This is a genomic window from Stenotrophomonas sp. Steno-C17 (genome assembly GCF_056393165.1).
Window position 1 is genome coordinate 207,535 of record NZ_JBWJPD010000003.1, and the last position, 17,414, is coordinate 224,948.

Genomic DNA, 17,414 nt, shown 5'->3' on the forward strand with positions numbered 1-17,414 from the left:
CGCCTAGCGTCTGGCCCTGCCCGGGGTGGTCTCGGGCAGGGTCCACAGCACCGGCAGCACCAGCACCGCCACCAGCGCGATCATCGCGCCCGGCGCGGCCGCCCAGCCGCTGCGTTCCACCCACCACTGCGCCAGCCACGGGGTCGCCCCGCCGAACACCGCCGTGGCCATGGTCACCCCCAGCGCCAGCCCGCTCACCCGGCCCTCGCCGGGAAACTGCTCGGCCGTGGCCGGTGCCGCCACTGCGCTTACACCGCCGGCCACGCAGGCCAGCACCACCGCCGCCAGCGCGATGCCCAGCGGCGAGGCCTGCGCCATTGCGCTGAACATCGACAGCGGCAGCAGCGCCGCCAGCACCGTGAGTACCAGCAGCAGCGGACGCCGCCCGAAACGGTCGGACAGCGCACCGCACAGCGGCGTGATCGCAATCACCGCGACCGCGGCCACCGTGGACAACCACAGCGCATCGCCCTCGTCGTGGCCCTGCGCGTGCAGGAACGCGGGCACGTAGGTGATGCCCACGTAGTAGGTGATCGAGCCGAGCGCGGAGATCGCGAAGGTACGCGCCACCGCACCGCGATGATGGCCAAGTACATGGCGCAGCGGCGTGGCCGGAATGCTGCCCTCGCGCCGCTGCCGCTCGAACTCGGGGGATTCGTGCATGCCCGAGCGTGCGATCAGGATCACCAGCGCCAGTGCGGCACCCACGAAGAACGGAATGCGCCAGCCCCAGCCATCCAGCTGCGCAGGCGTAAGCACTGCCACCGTCACCGCGGAGATCGCCACTGCCAGCAGCGCGCCCACTTCACTGGCGGCCGACGCCAGCGAGGTAACCAGACCGCGCCGCCGCGCCGGTGCGCTTTCCAGCAGGTAGGCCACCACGCCGGTGTATTCGCCACCCACGGAAAATGCCATCACGCAACGCAGCACCAGCAACAAGACACCGGCAGTGGTACCTGCCGTCGCTGCGGTCGGCAGCAGTGCCGTGGCCAGCATCGCCGCCGCCATCAGGGCCATCGAGGCCAGCAGCATCCAGCGCCGACCAAGGCGATCGCCCAGGTGGCCGAAGCACAACGCGCCCAGCGGACGCATCAGATAGGAGACCGCGAACCCGGCCAGGGTGACCAGCATGGCCTGTTCTCCGCCGCCGAAAAACACCCGCGACAGCACGGTGGCGAAGTACAGGTACAGGGTGAAGTCGTACCACTCCACCACGGTGGACAGGCCCGCCACCCACATCGAGCGCTGCCGCGTTGCGGTCGTTGCAGTCATGGCCGCAGAGTGTCACGCACGCAGTGATGGCGTAGTTCACCGGGGTCAGATCCCGTTTCCGCAGGAAACGGGATCCGACCCCGGCCGCGATGCCATTGGGGTCAGATCCCTTTGCCGTGGCAAAGAGATCTGACCCCTGCTCTTCACCCCGGCAGCTGCAGCCGCGCCTGCAGGCCGCCGCCCTCACGGTTGCGCAGCTGCAGCGAACCGCCCAGCGACTGCGCCAGCTGCACGGCAATGGCCAGCCCCAGCCCGGTGCCGCCGGTATCGCGGTTGCGCGACTGTTCCAGCCGATGGAACGGCGCCAGCACGGCCTGCAGTTCGGCCTCGGGAATGCCCGGGCCGCGGTCGGATACGCTGATCCACGCCCGACCCTGGGCATCGCGCCCGGCCTCGATCTCGGCACTGCCGGCATAGCGCAATGCGTTGTCCACCAGATTGCCGACCACCCGCCGCAGCGGCTGCGGCCAGGTCTGCACGGTCAGGCCGGTGGGCGCGCCACCACGCACCGGTTTGCCCATGTCTTCATAGTCGCCCACCACACTGGCCAGGAAGGCGCCCAGATCCATTGCCACTGGCGCACCCGTGGCCATGTGGCTGCTGCGTGCGTAAGCCACGCCTTCGCGCACCAGTTGCCCCAGGTGGTCCAGGTCATCCAGCAGGCGCTGCTGGGTGGCATCCTCGGGCAGCGTTTCCACCCGCAGCTTCATGCGCGTGATGGGCGTCTGCAGATCGTGCGAGATCGCCGCCAGAATCTGCAGGCGCTCGCTTACATGGCCACGGATGCGTGTCTGCAGGCCATTGAGCGCCGCGGCCGCCGCGCCCACCTCGGCCGGCCCATCCTCTGCCAAGGGCGCTGCGTCACTGCCGGGCTGCAGTTGTTCAACCGCCTGCGACAGGCGCGCCAGCGGCTTCATGGCCAGGCGCACCGCCAACCACGCGCACGCCAGCAACAGGGCCAGCTGCAGCAGCAGCACCGCCGGCAGCCAGCGCGCCAGCGGCAGCCCCGAGGGCGTCACCTCGATGGTCAAGGGCGTGCCATCGTGTAGCGTCAGCTCCACTTCGAAACGCTCGGGCAGGCGTGCGACCTGCCGCGCCTGCAAGGGGTACTGGTGTCCCAGGCTGTCATCGATGATCGACGTGACCTGGCGTGCACGCTCGGTCTGCAGTGCCGGCCCTGCCGCCGCCGGGCGCAGCAGATAGCGATACGTGCGCCGTTCCAGGCGCGGCACCCAGGCCGCGCGCTCACTGGCCGGCAGGTGCTCCAACAGGGCCACGCTCACCGCCACGTCCTCGTCCAGGTTGCGCAGCATCATGCTGCGGGTGGCCTGGTAGCGCTCGAAGAACAGCAGGCCGAACGACATCGCATGGGCCAGGGTCAGCCCGCCCAGCAACAGCAGCAGCAAGCGCGCCGACAACGTGCGTGGCCATGGCAGGCGACGCGTGCGGGCCTTCATTCCTGCGGCCCCAGCAACTGCACCGGCACGCTGAACACATAGCCTTCGCTGCGCACCGTCTTGATGTAGGTCGGCTCACGCGCATCATCGCCCAGGCGCTGGCGCACGCGGCTGACCAGCAGGTCGATGGAACGGTCGAACAGTTCGGCATCGCGGCCCTGGGTGAGGCTGAGCAGCTGGTCGCGGCTGAGCACGCGGTTGGCGTGGTCCAGGAACACGCGCAGCAGGCGGAACTCGGCGCCACTGAGCGGATAGGCGGTGTCCTGCGCATCCAGCAGATGGCGCGCGGTGGTATCCAGCCGCCATTCGCCGAACGCCAACTGGCGCCCGGCCTCGGTTACCTGCAGGTTCGGTGGCAGCATCTGCGTGCGGCGGATCACCGCATTGATGCGCGCCAGCAGTTCGCGCGAGGAGAACGGCTTGGTCACGTAATCATCGGCGCCCATTTCCAGGCCGATGATGCGATCGGTTTCATCATCGCGCGCGGTCAGCAGCACCACCGGCACCGCACGATGCTTGCCTGCACGCAGGTTGCGGCACAGGCTCAGGCCGTCCTCGCCGGGCATCATCACGTCCAGCACCACCAGGTCCACGGCGTGGGTATCCATCAGCGCGCGCATGGCCCGCCCGCCGTCGGCCTGGCTGACGCGCAGGCCGTTGCGCTGCAGATAGTCGGCCAGCATCTGGCGGATGTCGCTGTCATCGTCGACGACAAGAATGTGCGGTACGTGGTTCATTGCGTTCTCGATGAGGACGGGGAAAGGCCGCGCGGCGCGGCCATGGTAGCGCGGCTCAAGGGCTGGCCAGCAGGCGCTGGATCTCGCTTTCGGTACGTGCGTAGTCGCCCTCGCCGTAATGCCGGTAGACCACCCGGCCCTGCCGGTCGACCAGGTACAGCGCCGGCCAGAAGCGGTTGCCCCATGCGTTCCAGATCCGGTACTGGTTGTCCTGCACCACCGGCCAGGTGATGTGCAGGCGCCGCAGGGCATGGCGCACGTTGCCCTGCACTCCTTCATAGGCGAACTCGGGCGTGTGCACGCCCACCACGCGCAGGCCCTTCGGTGCATAGCGTGCGTGCCACTGGTGCACATACGGCGCCACGTTCAGGCAGTTGCTGCAGCCATAGGTCCAGAACTCGACCAGTACCACCTGCCCGCGCAACTGCTCCAGGCGCAGCGGCGGGCTGTTGTGCCACGGGCCGCCGCCATCGAAGCCGGCCGCCGCCACCGGTTCGGCCGGTTGCGCATCGGCCTGCGGGCTGGGCCAGACCAGCAGCAAGGCCGCACCGCCGATCAAGGCCAGCAGCAACGGCAACGCATACGCGCGCAGGGTGACCATCGCTCAGCCCCCCTGCTCGGCCAGCGGCAGCTCGGCCGGCTTCACCCCGGCCGCTTCCAGGATGGTGTCGGCCACCTGCGCCGGGTGCGAGAGCAGCGACACGTGGCTGCTGCCGATCGACTGCAGCTGTGCGCCGATGCGCTTGGCGGTGGCGGCCTGCAGCTGCGGCGACAGCATGCGGTCGTCGCGACTGAGCACGTACCAGCTGGGCTTGCCACGCCAGGCGGCGGTGGTCACGGTTTCGCCCAGTGCGCTGGCCCTCAGCGGCACCTGGGTGCTGTACAACAGCGCTGCGGTTTTCTTCATGACATCCGGGGCGAAGTCCTGGGCGATGGCATCGGCCGGCAGGCTCAGGTAACCGTCGCGGTCCTGCAGGCGGGTCAGGCCCGGGCCCACCGGGAAGCCCTCACCCTGCTGCGCCGATGACTGGCCCACGTCCGGTGCGAACGCCGCCACATACACCAGCGCCTGCACCTTGGGGTCGTTGCCCGCTTCGGTGATGACCGTGCCGCCCCAGCTGTGGCCGACCAGCACCACCTTGCCGGGCGCAGCATCGATCGCGCGACGGGTCGCGGCCACATCGTCAGCCAGCGAAGTCAGCGGGTTCTGCACGGCTACCGCCGGCACCTTCCAGTCGTGCAGCGTGGTGATGACCTTGTTCCAGCTGGAGCCATCGGCGAAGGCGCCGTGGACCAGGATGACGGTGGGCGGCGCGCCAGCGTCGGCCTGTGCGGCGAAGGCGGGGGTGGCGGCGCCGGCGACGGCCAGGGCGGCGGCAAGCAGGGTGGTGCGGATCATGGGAGCACTCCAGGGTTGGGAGTGGCCATTTCCGATTGATGGTGTATCGGCGCTGTTTCGCTGCGGGGCCGAGTTGTACCGGACTGTAGGGCGGCGGCGGGTTCCTACAGTGGGATACATTCGGCCGCCGGGCATCCTCGCGCGTACGTGCGGGGAACCTTTACCACCCGGTAGCGCCGGGCCATGCCCGGCGAACGCGCCACTGGCGTCTTTGTATCGGACTGTACGAAACCCCTGCCCCAGCCACAGTGGCTGACAAAACCCCGGGCAACGGCACACGTTGCCGATACCTGCGTGGCTCGAAATGGCTCCATCGACCACTGGCCCGCAGGACACCTCCATGATCAGCACCGCCGCTTCGCGCTACACCCCCCGCCTGGATGCCGTCGGCCACTGGCTCTCGCCGCTGGCCCTGCGTGCACTGCTGGCCTGGGAATTCTTCGAATCCGGCCGCGAGAAGCTGGGCGGGCAGAACTGGTTCGCCGATCTGGAAGGACGCTTCCCGTTCCCGTTCTCCACCCTGCCGGCATCGCTGAACTGGCAGTTGGCCACCTGGCTGGAACTGGTTGGCGCGGTGCTGTTGCTGCTGGGCCTGGCCACACGTTCGGTGGCCTACATCTTCTGGGTACTGACCATCGTCGCCATCGCCGCAGTGCACTGGCCCGACCAGTGGAATGGCCTGGGCGAACTCTGGCAGGGCTATGCGATCACCGACCAGGGCTACGGCAACTTCAAGCTGCCGCTGCTGTTCCTGGCGATGCTGCTGCCGCTGATCCTCAACGGTGGCGGCGCGCTCAGCCTGGACCGGCTGCTGGCGGGCCGGCAACGCAGCGCGATCGGCGATGACGGTCTGGGCTGGGGCGTCAGCCTGATTGCCCTGCTGCTGCCCGTCGCCGCGCTGCTGCCCGGCATCGGCTTCGGCGGCGCCCTGCTCGGCGGCGCCCTGCTGCTGGCCTACGGACTGCGCCGCCGCAGCGCCTGATTCCACAGCGACCACACCGTTTCCCTTTGTCTTCCGTCGCCCCAGGCGGCGTCCATCCCGCACGCCCTGCGTGCCATCCCAAGGAGTCACCACCATGTCCGTCTCGACCAAGAACACCACCGCCTCCCGCCTGCCGCGTATCGGCGCCATTGGCATCGCCCTGGCCGGTGGCCTGCTACTGGCCGGCCAGGCCGCTGCGATCCAACCGTTGGCGATCAGCGCGGTCTCGATGAGCGCCGCCGCCGAAGGCAAATGCGGTGAAGGCAAGTGCGGCGCCAACAAGGCCAGCACCAGCAAGCCCGCCGGCAAAGCCAAGGTGGCCGAAGGCCAGTGCGGTGAAGGCAAGTGCGGCGATGCCTCGTTTGCCCGCACCGACCGTGACCACGACGGCCGCGTGTCGCGGGCCGAGTTCAACGCCGTGGCCGGCGAGCGCGCTGCCGAGTTCGATCGCATCGACGCCGACCATGACGGCTACATCAGCGAGCAGGAAGCGCACGACTACCTGCGCAGCGTCTACACCGCCCACGGCAAGCCGATGCCGAAGGGTCTGTTCTCCCGCGTCAACGACTGATTGCGTTCCCACGGCGCCGCCGCAAAGGCGGCGCCCTTGCCTGGAGTACTGCCCATGCACACGCCCCTGCCCACTGCCAGCGCCGGTCTTGGCCTGCGCCGCGGCCTGATCGATGAACTGCTGGCCATGCCCGTCGATGCCCTCGATTTCCTCGAAGTTTCGCCGGACAACTGGATCGGTGTGGGCGGCGCCCACGGGGCCGCACTGCGCCAGCTGAGCGAGCGCCATCGCCTGACCTGCCACGGACTGTCGCTGTCGCTGGGCGGCCCCGACCCGCTGGACCGTACCCTGCTGGCGCAGACCCGCGCCTTCCTCGATCTGCACCAGGTGCAGCTGTACAGCGAACACCTGAGCTACTGCGCCGCCGGCGGACACGTCTACGACCTGCTGCCGCTGCCCTTCACGGCCGAAGCGGTACAGCACGTGGCCGGCCGCATCACCCAGGTGCAGGACATGCTGGGCCGGCGCATCGCGGTGGAGAACATTTCCTATTACGCCGTGCCAGGCGCGGACATGAGCGAGATCGACTTCATCAATGCCGTGCTCGCCGAAGCCGACTGCGACCTGCTGCTGGACGTGAACAATGTCTTCGTCAACGCCTGCAACAACGGCTATGACGCCTTCGATTTCCTAGCCCGCGTGCCTGCCCATCGCGTCGCATCGCTGCATGTGGCCGGGCACTTCGACGAAGACGACGGGTTCAAGATCGACACCCATGGCGCACCGGTGAAGGGGGTGGTCTGGGCGTTGCTGCGCGAGGCGTATGCGCGTGTTGGCGTGCACCCCACCCTGCTGGAACGCGACTTCAATTTCCCGCCGCTGGCCGAGCTGTTGGCCGAAGTGGAACAGATCCGCCAGGCGCAGCGCGATGTGCTGCACCCCGAGGTGGCCCATGGCTGATGCACTGGCCACCCTGCAGCAGCGCTGGGCCGAGCATGTGCGCGACCCGTCGATGCCGGCCCCCGAGGGCATCGACGCGCGGCGGCTGGCGGTGTATCGGCGCCTGTGCATCGACAGCCTGGACAGCCTGCTGGGCGGCAGCCTGCCACGCCTGCAGCAACAGCTGGGCGCAGGCCACTGGCGCAGCACGGTCGAGCACTACTACGCGCGCCATGCCTGCCATACCCCGTTGTTCCCGCAGATCGCCAGCGAGTTCGCAGCGTGGCTGGCCGTACAGGACAGCCTCGTGCTGCCGGGCTGGGCCGCCGAACTGGCGCACTACGAAAGCACGCAGCAGGCGCTGCATATCGAGGCGCGCGAAGCGGGGCAGCCATTGCCGCGTGCCGCAGTGGCCGCGGATGCGCTGGCGCTGTCAGCGCACGTTCGCGTGCTGGGCTACCACTGGCCGGTGCACCTGGACGAAGCACTCGCCGCGCAGCCCGGCGCAATGCCAACGCTGCTGGTGCTGCATCGCCACGCCGATTTCAGCGTGCACCTGCAGGTGCTGGCACCGCTGGCCTATGCGCTGCTGACGGCGCTGGGCCACGACGGTGCCCGCGTGGACGACACCCTGCAGGCGCTGGCAGCACATCACGGCGTGGATCCCGGCGAACTGCAGGCCGCCACCGCACCGCTGCTGGCCGAGCTCTGCGCCACCGGCGTGCTGGTCGCAACACGCAGCTGCTGAAACCTGCGGCCGATGGCCGCCCCCTTCCTTCTTCCGTCTTCGAGGTCTGACCATGGCTGCTTCACCCCCCTCCTTCCTGCACGGCTGGCGCCTGTTCGTGGCCATCGCCGTGGTGCTGATCGCCTTCGCATTGGCCGCCTTCGCCCTGCAACCCGACGTGGTGGAAGGCAGCCGCGCCGCCATCCGGGTGACCGCGCGCACCTCGTTCCTGTTGTTCCTGGCCGCGTTCACCGCGTCCTCGTTCGCCAGCCTGCTGCCTGGGCCGACCACGCAGTTCCTGCTGCGCGAGCGCCGCATCATCGGCCTGTCGTTCGCGTTCTCGCACCTGCTGCATGCCGTGGCGATCACCACGTTCGGCATTCTCAACCCGGCGTTCTGGCCGGCACGCTCGGCCCTGGCCAACCTGCCCGGCACGGTGGGCTACGTCGCGATCCTGGCACTGGCGATCACCTCGCACCGCGGCATCGCACGGCGCATGGGCCCCACCGCATGGCGGCGCCTGCACGTCACTGGCATGTGGATCATCGCGGCGGTGTTCACCTACTCGTACTTCAATCGGGTGCCGGCCAACTTCTGGTACGCGGTGCCGTCGGCGCTGCTGTTCACCGCCTTCGTGGTGCGCGCGATCGCCAAGCGGGCAGAGTCACTGAAGCGCAGTGTGCGTGCGCGCCCGTTGCGGGCGGCGTGACGGACTGGGGGTCAGAGCCCTTTGCAGGTGGCAAAGGGATCTGACCCCTCGCGATAGGCCTTGTACGCGGCCACGATTGCCTGCGTGCGCGCCCGTTGCTTCACCCCCATGGGCACCCGCTGCACGCGCTTGTACAGGGTCTTCCACATGTAGCCGGAACGGAAGAAGTAAGGGCGCACTTCCAGGAAGGTCAGCACCGCATCGACGATGTTCGGATCGTGCGCGGCCAACTGCTGCAGGGCGTGCGGATAGCCACCGGGAAAAGCCAGCGTCGCGTAGCGCTGGTGGAACTGCGCACAGGCATCGGCGTGGCGCTGCTTCTCTTCCGGGCCGCGCCAGCGCACGGCGGCCGTCTCGCGGATCAGACGCTGCAGCCGGTTGATTTCATCGGCGTTGGCGCGGATCAAGCGTTCCAGCGGGGCGCGGGGGTGAGCCATGGGTGCGGGGGTGTGCGGGTCCTTGGGGTCAGAGCCCTTGGCGTTGCCAAGGGATCCGACCCCGGGGTTGTCTGGCTCTGGGGTCAGAGCCCTTGGCCTTGCCAAGGGATCCGACCCCGGGAAGTCTGGCTCTGGGGTCAGAGCCCTTGGCCTTTGGCCAAGGGATCCGCCCCCTTGCGCAGGGTGATCAGGGTGATCTCCGAGGGTACGCCGATGCGCGCAGGGAAGCCCGCCCACAGGCCGGCGCCGTTGCTGACGTACAGGGTCATGTCGTTCACCGCGTAACGCCCGGACACGTAACCACCATTGGCGCGCTTCACCAGCTGGTTCATGCCGATGATCTGGCCACCATGGGTATGCCCGGACAGCTGCAGTGCCACGCCGCGCTCGGACGCTTCGCGCGCGTTGCGCGGGCGATGGTCGAGCAGGATCACCGGCGCCGCCGGGTCGGCGCCGGCCAGGGCTGCGTCCAGATCCGGAAGCGGCAGGCCATAGCGCGCCGCCACGGGATCGGTGACACCGGCGATGGTCAGCGCTGCATCGCCGCGTCGCACCTGGGTATGGCTGTTCTCCAGCACCTGCATGTGCAGCGCGCGGAACGCCTGCATCCATTCGCGGTACTGCGCGTAGTACTCATGGTTGCCGGTGATGGCGATCACCCCGTCCGGCGCCTGCAGCTCGCCCAGCGGCTGGAAATCATGGCGACGCGCCGCCACCGTGCCATCGATCAGGTCGCCGGTGATCACGATCAGGTCCGGCTTCAGCGCATTGCTTTCGGCCACGACCTGGCGTACCCAGTCGCCGGTCAGCAGGCGGCTGGCGTGGATGTCGGTAAGCTGCAGTACGCGGTAACCGTCGAAGGCAGCCGGCAGGCCGGCAATGTTCACTTCGATCTGCCGCACTTTCGGTACCGCCATGCCCTGGCTGACACCGTAACCGCTGAGCAGCAGGGCCAAGCCGGCCGCCAGCGGCCGCAGCATGCGCGCGCGCAGCGCCACCACCGCCCGTGGCCAGCGCAATGCACGCGACAGCAGCAGGCCCGCATCCATCACCAGCAGGGCCAGGGCCAGCAGCAGCACGGCGGTGGACCCCGTGGCCAGCACGGCGATGGCCAGCTTGGGAATCTCCGGCGAGGCCATCGTGCCCCAGAAGGTGGCGACAATGCGCAGCTGCACCGCCAGCGCCACCAGCAGCAGGGACAACAGCGCCTTGGCCCACAGCGGCAGCCGCAGCGGCCAGAACAAGCGCCAGGCCACGTACAGGCCCATCAACAATCCAACAGTACTCAGCACTACGTGAATCCAGAACGTGGGGGCGGCCATGGTGACCGACCCAGGTTGCAAAAGGTAGCGCCGCGCTTGCTCGACCGCCCTGCGAAAAGCAGTCGAGCAAGCTCGACTCTACAAAGACGCAGTCGAGCAAGCTCGACTCTACAGCCGCTGCACGCGCAGGCGGGCGATGCGGCGGGTTTCCATGGCCAGCACGGTGATGCGGAAACCGGCCACGTCCACGCTGTCGCCCACGTCGGGCAGGCGCCCCAACTGGTCCAGCACCAGGCCGGAAATGGTCATGTAGTCGGCGCTGCGCGGCAGCGCCGCGCCGGTCAGGCGCTGCAGGTCATCCACGGTCAGCGCGCCATCGGCCTCCCATTCGTCCTCGCCCTGCGCCACCACGCCGTAGCGCTCGTCCTGGGTATCGGCCAGATCGCCGGCAATGGCCGCCAGCAGATCATTGGCGGTCACCAGTCCTTCCACGCTGCCGTACTCATCCACCGCCACCGCCAGCGGCACCGGGTGCTGGCGGATCAGCTCCAGCGCCTGCAATGCGCTGGCGCTGGACAGCACGTACTGCGGCGCGCGCAGGTTGCTTTCCAGCTGCAACGGCCGGCCCTGCAGCAGGTCGGCCAGCAGGTCGCGGCTCTGCACCACGCCCCGCAGGCTGTCCAGGTCGCCCTCACCCACCAGCAGTCGTGTATGCGGCGACGCCACCAGGCGCGCCACCACATCCTCGTGGCCACGGGCCAGGTCGATCCACTGCACGTCGGCACGCACGGTCATCACGCTGGATACCGGGCGATCGGCCAGGCCCAGCACACTGCGGATCATTTCGTGCTCTGCCGGCTGCAGGCGCTCCTCGTCTGCATGTGCTTCCTCGCCGTGGCCATCGTCGTGGCCATTGGCCGGTCGCGCGCCCAGCATGCGCAGCACGGCGTCGGCGGTGCGCTGGCGGAACGGTTGGCGGCGCTCGTTGCGCTCACGGTTGAAACGCACCCACTGGTTGAAGGCCTCCACCAGGATCGAGAACGCGATGGCCGCGTACAGATAGCCCTTCGGAATCTTGTAGCCCAGGCCTTCGGCCACCAGGCTGAAGCCGATCATCAGCAGGAAGCCCAGGCACAGCACCACCACCGTCGGGTGCTTGTTGACGAAGCGGGTGAGCGGCTTGCTGGCCAGCAGCATCAGCGCCATGGCGATGGTCACCGCGGCGTACATCACGCCCAGGTTGTCGACCATGCCGACGGCGGTGATCACCGAATCGAGCGAGAACACCGCATCGAGCACCACGATCTGCGCCACCACCATGGCGAAACTGGCGTAAACCTTCTTGCCGTCGTCCTGGTGCTGGCGGCCTTCCAGCCGTTCGTGCAGTTCCATGGTGCCCTTGAACAGCAGGAACAGGCCACCGCCGAGCAGGATCAGGTCACGCCCGGAGAAGCTGTGCTCGAACAGCACCAGCAGCGGCTCGGTCAGCTTCATGATCCACGACAGTGCCGCCAGCAGCACCAGGCGCATCAGCAGGGCCAGGGCCAGGCCGATCACCCGTGCGCGGTCGCGCTGGTGCGGGGGCAGCTTGTCGGCCAGGATCGCGATGAACACCAGGTTGTCGATGCCCAGCACGATTTCCAGCACGATCAGGGTTGCAAGGCCCATCCAGATCGAGGGGTCAGCCAACCATTCCATTTCAGTTCCGTCTGTTCAGTAGTAGGGGAAGAAACATCAGCGCTCAGTCGTCCTGCTGGGCCTGGCTGGGGTCGTGCCCCAGCAGGTCACCCGGCGTGCACTGCAGTTCGCGGCAGATCGCATCCAGGGTGGAAAAGCGGATGGCGCGGGCCTTGCCGGTCTTCAGGATGGACAGGTTGGCCAGGGTGATGTCGATGCGCCCGGCCAGCTCGGACAGGGTCATGCCACGCGCCTGCAGCATGCGGTCCAGGGTGATGATGATCGCCATCAGTGCGCGCCCATCAGATCACGCTGTCCAGGTCTTCGCGCATGGCCGCACCCACGGCGAACACGCGCGCCAGCACGAACAGCATCAGCACCGCCAGCAGGCCGGTGATGGACATGCCACCGCCTACTTCCATCCAGGCGAAATCCGGCCCCATCCAGCTGGCGTAGACGCCGATGATGATCGACAGGGTTTCCATGGCCAGCATCAGCCACGCCATGCGTTGCAGGCGCAGCGCGTTGGCGTGGTTGAACGGGCGCTCACGGGCGGCCGAGCGCAGCAGGCGCGCCAGGTGGCGCAGGAACACCAGGCACAGCACCAGCAGGGCGACGATGGTGGCCAGGCCCAGGCAGAAATGCAGGAACAGGTCGTTGCCATGCAGGGCGGCGGCAGTGGCGTCGTGCACGGTATCCATCAGCCAGCGGCGGTCGTAGGCCACCAGCGGCACGGCCAGCAGCGCGGCCAGGATGCCCAGCCAGCACATCGCCCGCACCGCCTGCACGGCGGTCTGGGCCAGGGTGAACACACCGCGCGCGGGTCGGGCGCGGGCAGAACGAGCGGTCAAGCAGCCTCCGGCATGGGGCAGCGGATCTGCCCGGTGGATTTATCGATAAACGATATACCACATCCGGACCGGAATGGCTGAACCGCGCACCCGAACCGTGAAGCGCTACTTCGACAGAGGCTGCGGCGCCGCGTCCTGGCGCATGGCCTCGCCGGGCGTGGCCGAGGCCATGGCCTGCACGCCCGCCTCTGCCGCCTGCCGGGTGACCAGGCGGAAGCGCACGCGCAACGCGCTGTCACCGGGCGTGGCCCAGCCGTACTGGATCGCCACCTGATCGGCCGCCAGCGGGCCGCGGCCGGGCAGCGAGCGCACCTGCAGCGGCTTCGGCGCCGTCTGCATCAGCCGCGCAAAGCCCTTCTGCACGACCGCCGGTTCGGCCTTCTCCGCGTACACCGTGCAGGTGCCATCGTCGGCCCAGCTGACCGCATAGCGGCCACTGGCCAGCGGCACCATCCAGGCCACCCCGCCCTGCCCCTGCAGCAGCGTGGCCGCCTCGGCCGGCGGCAGCGGGCTCAGACCGTTGGCATCCATCAGCGCCTGCAGCCGGGCCGGCGCGCCGATGTGCTGCATGCAGGCCGTATCGAACAGTTCGCTGAAGGGATCCTGCGCAACCGGCCCCGTCTTCGGCGCGCGCGCCGGCTGCGCGGCGGCCAACGCGGGCAGCAGCAGGCCCACCATCCACCAGAGCACCGGGCGCATCGCAACTCCATCATGGGAAAACTGCGGGGAGGATGGCAAAAGCCGGGGCCGCAGTGCAACGGCAGGGCCGGCTTGACATCGCTGCCGGCGCGCAGGATCATCAATTAACGAATTAGTTAATTAACGACCCATGGACCGCATCTTCGAAGCCCTCGCCTCCGGCGCCCGCCGGCAGATCCTGGCCTACCTCAGCGCCGGCGAACTGAGCGCGGGCGAGCTGGCCGAGCGCTTTGAATTCAGTAAGCCGGCCTTGTCCAGCCATCTGCGCATCCTGGAAGAGGCCGGCCTGATCGAGCGCGAAAAGCGCGGGCAGTTCGTGTACTTCCGCCAGGTGCCCGAGCGCCTGGCCAACACCCTGTTTTCGTGGGCTGCCGAAGTGTGTCCGGTCGGTGGCCCGCTGAAGCGAGAAGCCCGCGCACGCCGCAAGTCCCCCGCCCGCTGACAGGAGCACGACGATGCCTGGTTCGACCCGCAACAGCCGTTCGTTTCCAGGTGTGCAACTGCCCGCGCAGGAGGGCGCCGGCCCCATCGAAGTGCTGCTCATCGCCCAGCTCGGCATCGGCGCCGGCGATGCGCTGGTGAACGACGCCGGGCAACGGCAGCGCCACCACCCTGCCTTCATCGACGCGCTGGATGAACCCTCGGCGCGGCTGGGCGGCATGCATCTGCAGCACGGCGATGCGTCGTCGCTGTACAGCTTCGTGGTGGGCGCCGGCGGCCACCCGTTCCATCGCCATGCCGGGCCGCGCATGTTCACCGCCATCGCGGGCAGTGCCGGCGCGGAACTGCGCTTTGCCACCGCCAGCGATGCGCAGATCGCCGCCGATCCGGCCAGCTTCCAGCGCAGCCTGCGGCGCGTCCGCATTCCACCCGATTGCCTGTTCACCGTGCGCTTCGGCGGCGGCACCTGGCATCAGTTCGCCTCCAACCATCGGACACATCCGGCGCTGTTCGCGCTGTCGTGCCACAGCAATGAACTGGCCGGCGCGATGAGCGATGCCACCCGTGCCCAGGTACAGGCCAACCAGGCCGACATTCCCAGCCTGACCGACGTACTGCCACAGGCGTGCTGGCCCAGCGCCGCGACATTGGCCAGCGCACCCCTGCTGCAGCTGTCACTGCAGGCGGCACCGCCCAGCCTGTGCGCGCGGCTGTGTGCGCAGACCCGTGCGCTGCTGGGGCCGCTGCGCAGGGTCAACCTGCGCCCGCTGCGTGGGTTCGTCGAACGCAGCACGCCGCGTTACCCGGTCCAGCACGCTGAGCCCGGCAGGCAGGGAATGCTGTACACCGCCCTGCCGCACAGCGATTACCAGGACCTGACGGTGCTGGAGCTGAGTGACGGACAATGTGCGGGGCGCTCGGCATCGGCCCTGCTGGCCGACGTACTGGACGGCTTCCTGCGTAACCCACCGGGCGGCGTGGGCCAGTTGATGGCCCTGCGCAATCGCCTGGTGGCGCCGCTGAACCTGCGCACCTCGCCGCTGGGCTGTCCGGTGTCCTCGCTGTTGTCCGCCGATCGCAGCCGACTGTTCGCCGGCCGCTTCCCCGTGCTGGATGCAACCGTGGACTCGCAGGACCGCAGTGCCGAAGTACTGTTGGGTGCGGATGATCGCCACCTGCGTTTCCGCAGCAGCGTGGCCGTGCGCTTCGCCGACGATGGCAGCGTGCAGGTCAGCCTTGGCACGCGCGTGCAGACCCACAACCGCTTCGGCCGGGTCTACATGGCGCTGATCGACAGCGTGCACCGCCATTACATCGCGCCGGCCCTGCTGCGGCGTGCGGTGGAACATGCGCTGGCGCCGGAGCTGGCCGACTGGGCCGATGAGGGCGCGCCGGTGGCGGGCTGAGCCGCCGGGCGTTCAGACCACCAGTTCGCCCTGGTCTTCGCCGTCCCAGTAGTGGATGCGCTGCGCATGCACGTGGATCAGTACCAGCCCCGGGGTGTCCACGCCCTGCTTGAACCAGCGCTCCAGGTCCTTCACCCAGTGCTCGGCCAGCACCGCACGTTCGCGGATGAGGGAGGCGCGGCCTTTCACGTGCACGAACAGCGGCGGCTTTCCCAGCAGTGATTTGCTGCCGGTGAAACCCAGCGCCACCTTCGGGTCCGCCTCGATCTGGCGCACCATGTCGGTACTTTCCAGGGCGAAGAACCAGCTGTCACCGTCGTAGTCGACGTCGCCGTTGTTGCTCATCGGGCGGCCATCGATCTCGCCGGCGGCATGGGTCTGCAGCATCGCAAAATCGATGCCAGCCATTTTCTTCGCCAGTTCGGGCAGGGTCAGCGTGGTCATGGTTCGGTCTCCGGGGGCATGCGCCCAGCGTCCACCCGCGCAGGTAAGGCGGGCGTGCAGGTCCGTCGTGGCCGATTTCACGCGTGGGCCCGGCCGGGATCAGATCCAGCGCTGGTCCAGCAGTTCGCGCTTCACATACGCGTAGAACACCGGTGCGGCCACCAGCCCGGCCAGGCCGAAGGCCGCTTCCATCACCAGCATGGCCAGCAGCAGTTCCCACGCACGGGCCTGGATCTCACCGCCGACGATGCGCGCGTTGAGGAAGTACTCCAGCTTGTGGATGACGATCAGGTACAACAGCGCCGCCACCGCCACGTAGAACGACACCGACAGGGCCACGATGGTGATGACGGTGTTGGAAATGATGTTGCCCACCACCGGCAGCAGGCCGGCCAGGAAGGTGATCAGCACCAGCGTCTTCGACAGCGGCAGGTGCACGCCGAACAGCGGCAGCACGCCCAGCAGGAACACCGCGGTGAACACCGTGTTGAGCAGCGAGATCTTCACCTGGGCGAACACCACCTGGCGGAACGCCACGGCCAGGCGCGTGGTGCGGCCGACCAGCTCCTGCGCCAGCGGGCCCATCTTCGGCAGCGGCAGCTCGTCGTACAGGGCGATCATCGCGCCCAGCACCATGCCGATCAGCACGCGCACGCCCACCTGCACCACCGACGTACCGGCCACGCCCAGCTGCCGCTGGTGCTCGGCGGCCCATTCGTTCAGCGCCTCGCGCAGCCGCGTCAGGTCTTCGGGAATATAGGGCTGCAGCAGCGCCGGCACCTGGTGGCGCGAGGTGTTGAGGATATCCATCAGCCGTGCCAGCAGCACGTCCGGGCCACCGGTCTCGTTGCGGAAGAACGAGGCCACGCCGATGCCGGCCAGCACCAGCGCGCCGATGATGACCGCCGACAGCAGGATGACCGCGAATGCGCGCGCGCGACCCGGCGGCAGCTTGCCTTCCACGGTGTTGGCCAGCACGTGGGTCAGCTGGAACACCAGCAGGCCCGACAGCAGGGTAACCACCAGGCCCAGCTTCAGCGCCAGCCACATGCCCAGCAGCATCAGCAGCCAGGCGGCGATGCGCGCGTTGGGGGGCCTGGGCAGGGCAAGGACGGCGTCGTTCATGGCGGTGCATTCCGGCGGGATGGCCCATGGTAGTGGATGCGCCACCAGCTTCTGCAGCAAACCTGAAGGCACGGTTCAATGAACGGACCCGCTACTGACCGGACGCGCCCCGCCGCGCTTTCACCGGCGGCAAGGAAGGGAGTCCGGTCCCGCCTGGCGAAGCCGTTGGAGCACGGAACGCCTCGCAGTTGAAGGTCCGCGATCGCGCGCCTGACATTCTCCCGCCCACTGCTGCCGCACGCAGCCACAGCAAATTGACACTGCCGCGCCGGCGGTGCTATCAATCACGTCCGGCATCAAGGAAGCATCGCGCTGGTTCAGTCGCTACTGCATGAGGGC

The 17,414-nt window shown here is 68.5% G+C and carries 20 protein-coding genes; 7 read left to right on the plus strand and 13 right to left on the minus strand.

Annotated features, from left to right (window positions below; genetic code table 11):
- Positions 1 to 3: 3 nt before the first annotated feature.
- The 5 genes from AC06FA_RS04295 to AC06FA_RS04315 all read right to left on the minus strand — a co-directional run bounded on the left by AC06FA_RS04295 (position 4) and on the right by AC06FA_RS04315 (position 4,865).
- Entirely contained in the window at positions 4 to 1,272 is a 1,269-nt protein-coding gene (locus AC06FA_RS04295; protein WP_478067256.1) for an MFS transporter, read from the minus strand.
- Positions 1,273 to 1,415: 143 nt separating this feature from the next.
- Positions 1,416 to 2,729, minus strand: coding sequence for a sensor histidine kinase (locus AC06FA_RS04300; protein WP_478067257.1), 1,314 nt, complete (start codon positions 2,727 to 2,729; stop codon positions 1,416 to 1,418).
- Positions 2,726 to 3,466: a response regulator gene (locus tag AC06FA_RS04305; protein ID WP_343652780.1), complete on the minus strand. Its 741-nt coding sequence runs from the start codon at positions 3,464 to 3,466 to the stop codon at positions 2,726 to 2,728. Before AC06FA_RS04305 ends, AC06FA_RS04300 begins: the two co-directional genes overlap by 4 nt.
- A 55-nt stretch (positions 3,467 to 3,521) precedes the next feature.
- Positions 3,522 to 4,067 (minus strand): redoxin family protein, encoded by a 546-nt coding sequence (locus tag AC06FA_RS04310; protein ID WP_478067259.1) that lies wholly within the window; start codon positions 4,065 to 4,067, stop codon positions 3,522 to 3,524.
- Between the two features lie 3 nt (positions 4,068 to 4,070).
- Complete coding sequence (locus tag AC06FA_RS04315) at positions 4,071 to 4,865, minus strand: alpha/beta fold hydrolase (RefSeq protein ID WP_478067260.1); 795 nt, start codon at positions 4,863 to 4,865, stop codon at positions 4,071 to 4,073.
- Positions 4,866 to 5,205: 340 nt separating this feature from the next.
- Here AC06FA_RS04315 and AC06FA_RS04320 point away from each other — a divergent pair, with 340 nt between their 5' ends.
- The 5 genes from AC06FA_RS04320 (at position 5,206) to AC06FA_RS04340 (ending at position 8,733) form a co-directional block, all read left to right on the plus strand.
- Entirely contained in the window at positions 5,206 to 5,847 is a 642-nt protein-coding gene (locus AC06FA_RS04320; protein ID WP_478067261.1) for an HvfX family Cu-binding RiPP maturation protein, read from the plus strand.
- A gap of 94 nt (positions 5,848 to 5,941) precedes the next feature.
- On the plus strand, positions 5,942 to 6,418 hold the full coding sequence (locus tag AC06FA_RS04325) for an HvfA family oxazolone/thioamide-modified RiPP metallophore (RefSeq protein ID WP_478067262.1): 477 nt from the start codon (positions 5,942 to 5,944) through the stop codon (positions 6,416 to 6,418).
- A 54-nt stretch (positions 6,419 to 6,472) separates the two neighbouring features.
- On the plus strand, positions 6,473 to 7,318 hold the full coding sequence (locus AC06FA_RS04330; protein WP_478067263.1) for an HvfB family MNIO-type RiPP peptide maturase: 846 nt from the start codon (positions 6,473 to 6,475) through the stop codon (positions 7,316 to 7,318).
- Positions 7,311 to 8,045, plus strand: a complete 735-nt coding sequence (locus AC06FA_RS04335; RefSeq protein ID WP_478067264.1) for an HvfC family RiPP maturation protein — start codon at positions 7,311 to 7,313, stop codon at positions 8,043 to 8,045. The genes AC06FA_RS04330 and AC06FA_RS04335 overlap by 8 nt, the downstream gene beginning before the upstream one ends.
- A gap of 52 nt (positions 8,046 to 8,097) precedes the next feature.
- Entirely contained in the window at positions 8,098 to 8,733 is a 636-nt protein-coding gene (locus tag AC06FA_RS04340) for a ferric reductase-like transmembrane domain-containing protein (protein WP_478067265.1), read from the plus strand.
- Between the two features lie 11 nt (positions 8,734 to 8,744).
- On the opposite strand, the gene AC06FA_RS04345 is transcribed toward AC06FA_RS04340, so the two are convergent.
- The 6 genes from AC06FA_RS04345 to AC06FA_RS04370 form a co-directional block, all read right to left on the minus strand.
- A complete protein-coding gene (locus AC06FA_RS04345; protein WP_478067266.1) occupies positions 8,745 to 9,170 on the minus strand; it encodes a hypothetical protein in 426 nt (141 codons plus the stop codon).
- A 137-nt stretch (positions 9,171 to 9,307) separates the two neighbouring features.
- Positions 9,308 to 10,471 (minus strand): metallophosphoesterase, encoded by a 1,164-nt coding sequence (locus tag AC06FA_RS04350; RefSeq protein WP_478067334.1) that lies wholly within the window; start codon positions 10,469 to 10,471, stop codon positions 9,308 to 9,310.
- Positions 10,472 to 10,600: 129 nt separating this feature from the next.
- Entirely contained in the window at positions 10,601 to 12,130 is a 1,530-nt protein-coding gene (locus tag AC06FA_RS04355; RefSeq protein ID WP_478067267.1) for a TerC family protein, read from the minus strand.
- Positions 12,131 to 12,173: 43 nt separating this feature from the next.
- Positions 12,174 to 12,398, minus strand: a complete 225-nt coding sequence (locus AC06FA_RS04360; protein WP_108748883.1) for a helix-turn-helix domain-containing protein — start codon at positions 12,396 to 12,398, stop codon at positions 12,174 to 12,176.
- 13 nt (positions 12,399 to 12,411) lie between these two features.
- Entirely contained in the window at positions 12,412 to 12,879 is a 468-nt protein-coding gene (locus AC06FA_RS04365; protein WP_478067335.1) for a DUF2975 domain-containing protein, read from the minus strand.
- Between the two features lie 186 nt (positions 12,880 to 13,065).
- Entirely contained in the window at positions 13,066 to 13,659 is a 594-nt protein-coding gene (locus AC06FA_RS04370; RefSeq protein ID WP_478067268.1) for an NMCC_0638 family (lipo)protein, read from the minus strand.
- Between the two features lie 130 nt (positions 13,660 to 13,789).
- Between AC06FA_RS04370 and AC06FA_RS04375 the strand changes: the two genes are divergently transcribed.
- The gene (locus AC06FA_RS04375) at positions 13,790 to 14,101 is read left to right on the plus strand and encodes a metalloregulator ArsR/SmtB family transcription factor (RefSeq protein WP_478067269.1); all 312 of its coding nucleotides are present in this window, start codon (positions 13,790 to 13,792) and stop codon (positions 14,099 to 14,101) included.
- Positions 14,102 to 14,114: 13 nt separating this feature from the next.
- Positions 14,115 to 15,506 (plus strand): DUF2867 domain-containing protein, encoded by a 1,392-nt coding sequence (locus AC06FA_RS04380; protein WP_478067270.1) that lies wholly within the window; start codon positions 14,115 to 14,117, stop codon positions 15,504 to 15,506.
- Between the two features lie 12 nt (positions 15,507 to 15,518).
- Here AC06FA_RS04380 and AC06FA_RS04385 read toward each other — a convergent pair whose 3' ends face one another.
- Both AC06FA_RS04385 and AC06FA_RS04390 read right to left on the minus strand, forming a co-directional pair.
- Positions 15,519 to 15,950 carry a pyridoxamine 5'-phosphate oxidase family protein gene (locus AC06FA_RS04385; protein ID WP_478067271.1) on the minus strand — a complete coding sequence of 144 codons (432 nt, stop codon included), beginning with the start codon at positions 15,948 to 15,950 and terminating at the stop codon, positions 15,519 to 15,521.
- A 99-nt stretch (positions 15,951 to 16,049) separates the two neighbouring features.
- Complete coding sequence (locus tag AC06FA_RS04390; protein WP_478067272.1) at positions 16,050 to 17,075, minus strand: AI-2E family transporter; 1,026 nt, start codon at positions 17,073 to 17,075, stop codon at positions 16,050 to 16,052.
- Positions 17,076 to 17,414: the final 339 nt, after the last annotated feature.